Genomic DNA, 4355 nt, shown 5'->3' with positions numbered 1-4355 from the left:
TAGGGCCTGCCCATACCGAATCTCCGGTCAAAACCGGCAGAATCGAATCACAATCAGACCGCCGCGGGAATCCCTTCCGACTCGCGTTTCAGGGAAGTTGCTCTAGAATTTCTTCTGCGGTAGTTCTGACAGCCCTTACCAACTCCTCGCCCGTCGGATAGCCGTAATGCCAGCTTGCACCGGCGCCGAGGATAAAGACTGTTTTCTTGTTGAACATGAGCGCCCCCGAATCTGCTCAACTATAGCGGATGCTCTCGCGTGGGGGCACTACCTGGACAGCCGTGGATCAAGCCGGTCCATGACGGCGATGCACAAACAAAACGCCCCGGTTTTCCGATGCGTTCTACATATCGGCTGCGGGGAGAAGCCCCCTTCGTCTCGCGCTGACGCGCGATCCACTTCCCCCGCGAAGGCGCGGGGGCAGAACGTTACCGCGCGAACCGCTTGTATTTGATCTTGTGCGGCTGGTCGGCTTCCATGCCGAGGCGGCGCTTCTTGTCGGCTTCGTAGTCCTGGAAGTTGCCTTCGAACCACTCCACATGGCTGTCGCCTTCGAACGCCAGCATGTGGGTGGCGATGCGGTCGAGGAACCAGCGGTCATGGCTGATGATCATGGCGCAGCCGGCGAACTCTTCCAGCGCCATTTCCAGCGCGCGCAGGGTTTCGACGTCGAGATCGTTGGTCGGTTCGTCGAGCAGCAGCAGATTGGCGCCGGACTTCAGCATTTTCGCGAGGTGCACGCGGTTGCGCTCGCCGCCTGAAAGCTGGCCGACCTTTTTCTGCTGGTCTCCGCCCTTGAAATTGAAAGCGCCGCAATAGGCGCGGCTGTTCATCGTCCGCTTGCCGAGTTCGAGCACGTCGAGCCCGTCGGTGATTTCCTGCCACACGGTCTTGTTGGGATCGAGGCTGTCGCGGCTCTGGTCGACATAGCCGAGGTGTACCGTCGGACCGATCCGCAGCGTGCCGGCATCGGGTGTTTCCTGACCCGTCAGCATACGGAACAATGTCGTCTTGCCGGCGCCGTTGGGGCCGATGACGCCGACGATGCCGCCCGGCGGCAGGTTGAAGGTCACGTTCTCGAACAGCAGCCGTTCGTCATACGCCTTCGACAACCCGTCGGCTTCCACCACCACATTGCCGAGGCGTTCGGCCACCGGAATGATGATCTGGGCCGGGCCGGAGCGCTGCTCGTTCGACCTGGCCACCAGGTCTTCGTAGGCGTTGATACGCGCCTTCGACTTGGCCTGACGCGCCTTGGCGCCCTGCTGAATCCATTCGCGTTCGCGCGCGATGGTCTTCTGCAGCGCCTGTTCTTCCTGGCCCTCCTTCATGAAGCGGCCTTCCTGCTCGATCAGGAATTTGGTGTAGTTGCCCTCGTGCGGAATGCCCTTGCCGCGATCGAGTTCGAGAATCCAGCTGGTGACGTTGTCGAGGAAGTAGCGATCGTGGGTGACCAGGATCACGCAGCCGGCGTATTCGCGCAGCGTGCGTTCCAGCCACCCGGTGGTCTCGGCGTCGAGATGGTTGGTCGGTTCGTCGAGCAGCAGAATGTCGGGGGCATCGAGCAGCAGCCGGCACAGCGCAACGCGGCGCCGTTCGCCGCCGGAGAGCGCGCCGACGCCGGCATCGCCGTCAGGGCAACCGAGCGAATCCATCGCCTGGTCGACCTGGCTGTCGAGATCCCACAACCCCTTGGCTTCGATCTCGTCCTGCAGCCGCGCCATCTCGTCGGCGGTTTCGTCGGAATAATTGTTGGCGATCTCGTTGAAGCGGTCGACCAGCGCCTTCTTGGCGGCGACGCCGAGCATCACGTTGCCGCGGACGTCGAGCTCGGGATCGAGCTGCGGTTCCTGCGGCAGGTAGCCGACGCGCACGCCGTCCGCCGCCCAGGCCTCGCCGGTGAATTCCTTGTCGATGCCGGCCATGATCTTCATCAGGGTCGACTTGCCGGCGCCGTTGACACCGACAATACCGATCTTGGCGCCGGGATAGAACGACAGCCAGATGTCCTTGAGGACCTGCTTCCCGCCCGGGTAGGTCTTGGACATACCCTTCATGTAGAAGACGAATTGCGGGCCAGCCATCGGCAGTCCTTTCAAGGAAGGGGTTTGTGGAGTTGGGCGGGTTGTACAGAAGCGGCCACGCGACCGCAACCGGACGCGCCGCTACCGACCTGATTCAAAATTTGATCTTGGCCTTGGACAGCAGCGAGACGGAGTCGCGTCCGGTAATGCCGCCGAAATTCATCTGGTAGGACGCATTGGCCTGCAGCGCCACCGAATCGCCGAAGAACTCGGTCTTGTAGCCGAGCTCAATATCGGTCTCCTGGGCCATCGACGACAGCAGCTTGTCGTGGCCGAAGAACTGCAATTCGTTGGATTTGTCGGGCGTCAGCGGCCCGCCGAAACTTGGCGCCGGCTGGGCGAAGGCGACGCCAAGCGCATCGTTACGCTTGAACAGGCCGCTCTTGGCGACGGCGACGCCGAACGATTCCGTACGCAGCGTGGTCGACGGCGACAGCGCGCCCGGCCGCAGCGACAGCTGGGTCAGGCCCTCACTGTAGCTCGCGGTCGTGACCCAGCCGCCACCGAAACTGACATGCGCGGTCACGCCCAGAGCAGAAGTGCGCGCGCCCAACGCCGGATTGACCACGCCGAGCACGCCACCGTGTTCGGTGGTCTGCGACGCCATCAGATTGACGCCGCCCCAGCGCGCGAAATTCCAGGTCATGCCCGCGAGCACCGAATTGGTGTAGCGCAGGTCGAACGGCAAACGGCCGCCGAGGCTGGCATAGGCGGTGGCGGGGCCGACGAGATAGCGATTCAAGCCCGGCGCGGACGAGGCCTGGCCGAACGAAATGTTGATGCCTTCCGTCAGCTTGGCATGGATTCCGGCATAGGCGCCGCCGCTCGACAGGCCGGCATAGGGCGAACCGAGCGCCGCCGGCGAATAGAACAAGCCGTCGAACGCGTCCGCACCCGGGGCAAAGCGATCGAGCAGACTCACCACATCGGCGTTGAAGGCGGTGTCCAAAGACAGAGAGTTGTCGAGGGCCAACCCCGCGACGGTTTCGGCCAGCGGGTTCGCCAACACATTGACGGGCGCCATCGCCGCATCGGGCAGCAGGACCGGCACATCGAACGACACGGCCGAACGGGAGACTACGTTGGTGTCAGCCGCCAGCGACACGGCGGCGGTCGTCAGGCTGACGACAACGCCCGCGGCGGCCAAAAGCGCGCGGCTTAACCAATATCCCCTCATGGCACTTCGTACCGAAATACTCTCCCACAGAACGCCCCAAATTTAGCAGATGGGGGCTGACGATCTCAAAGGTTTCCTTGGTTTTTCCGTGACTTCGCAGCAACAAGCGGCGATTCTTTTGAACCTATTGGGAGCCTTCATTAAACAAGATATAGTTAATGCAATTAGGAGCTCTCCAGCGTCTTGTGGACACTGCAAATAGCAGGGTGAATGGCATTTGCCGGCCCTAGAGCATCGGACAGTCATCAGGAATCGCAAGGGGGATTCCCATTGAGGGGCAAATCATGATTCACCTTGGTCGGAGGTGGACCATGGGCAAGCCGTATTCCTTGGATTTGCGCGAACGGATTATCGGATTTGTCGAAGACGGCGGCTCGCGGCGAGAAGCTGCCGACCGTTTCGGTGTCAGCGCCAGCTGCGCGGTCAAGTTGGTGGAGCGCTGGGACCGCACCGGCTCGGCCGCTCCCGGCAAGCGTGGCGGCAGCGCGGGTAAGCTCAAGCCCCACAAGGATTTTCTGCTGGCCTGCATAAAGCAGAAGCCGGACATCACGATGCCGGAGTTGGCCGAGGCGCTGAAGGCCGAGACCGGCACCGAGACAGCGCCCGCAAGCCTGTCGCGCTTTCTGATCCGCCACGGCCTGCGCTTTAAAAAAAACCTTGCTGGCCAGCGAACAAAATCGTCCCGACGTCGCCCAGCAGCGCGATGAGTGGTTCAGGCTTCGCGTGCCGCGCATGAGCCTTGAGCCCCATCGTCTGGTCTTCATCGACGAGACCGGCACGACCACCAAGATGACGCGCTTGCGCGGGCGGGCACCGCTCGGCGAGCGGCTCAGAATGTATGCGCCCTTCGGCCATTGGCACACCCAGACCTTCGTTGCCGGTCTCAGATGTTACGGCCTGACGGCACCTTGGGTGCTCGATGGCCCGATGAACCGCAGCGCCTTCGAAGTCTACATCGAGAGCCAACTTGCCCCAACCCTCGCCAAGGGCGATGTCGTCATCATGGACAATCTGTCCTCGCACAAAGGGCCGCGCGTGACCGAGCTCATTCAGGATCGCGGCGCCTGGCCGCTGTTCCTGCCGCCCTATTCGCC

Annotated in this window: 5 protein-coding genes; 2 read left to right on the top strand and 3 right to left on the bottom strand. The window is 62.4% G+C overall.

The features are described 5' to 3' along the window. Positions 1–88 precede the first annotated feature (88 nt). The 3 genes from AC1P6P_RS01000 to AC1P6P_RS00990 form a co-directional block, all read right to left on the bottom strand. The gene (locus AC1P6P_RS01000; RefSeq protein WP_481400568.1) at positions 89–217 is read right to left on the bottom strand and encodes a hypothetical protein; all 129 of its coding nucleotides are present in this window, start codon (positions 215–217) and stop codon (positions 89–91) included. Positions 218–428: 211 nt separating this feature from the next. Continuing rightward, entirely contained in the window at positions 429–2084 is a 1656-nt protein-coding gene (gene ettA, locus AC1P6P_RS00995; RefSeq protein ID WP_481400567.1) for an energy-dependent translational throttle protein EttA, read from the bottom strand. 94 nt (positions 2085–2178) lie between these two features. Then, positions 2179–3261 (bottom strand): hypothetical protein, encoded by a 1083-nt coding sequence (locus AC1P6P_RS00990; RefSeq protein ID WP_481400566.1) that lies wholly within the window; start codon positions 3259–3261, stop codon positions 2179–2181. A gap of 311 nt (positions 3262–3572) precedes the next feature. On the opposite strand from AC1P6P_RS00990, the gene AC1P6P_RS00985 reads away from it, so the two are divergent. Next, positions 3573–3968 (top strand): helix-turn-helix domain-containing protein, encoded by a 396-nt coding sequence (locus AC1P6P_RS00985; protein ID WP_481400565.1) that lies wholly within the window; start codon positions 3573–3575, stop codon positions 3966–3968. 25 nt (positions 3969–3993) lie between these two features. Beyond that, positions 3994–4355 (top strand): transposase (locus AC1P6P_RS00980; RefSeq protein ID WP_481400564.1); only part of this gene is annotated, 362 nt, incomplete at its 3' end.

Source organism: Rhizomicrobium sp. (genome assembly GCF_056722145.1).
This window is presented reverse-complemented; position numbering and strand designations above follow the sequence as displayed.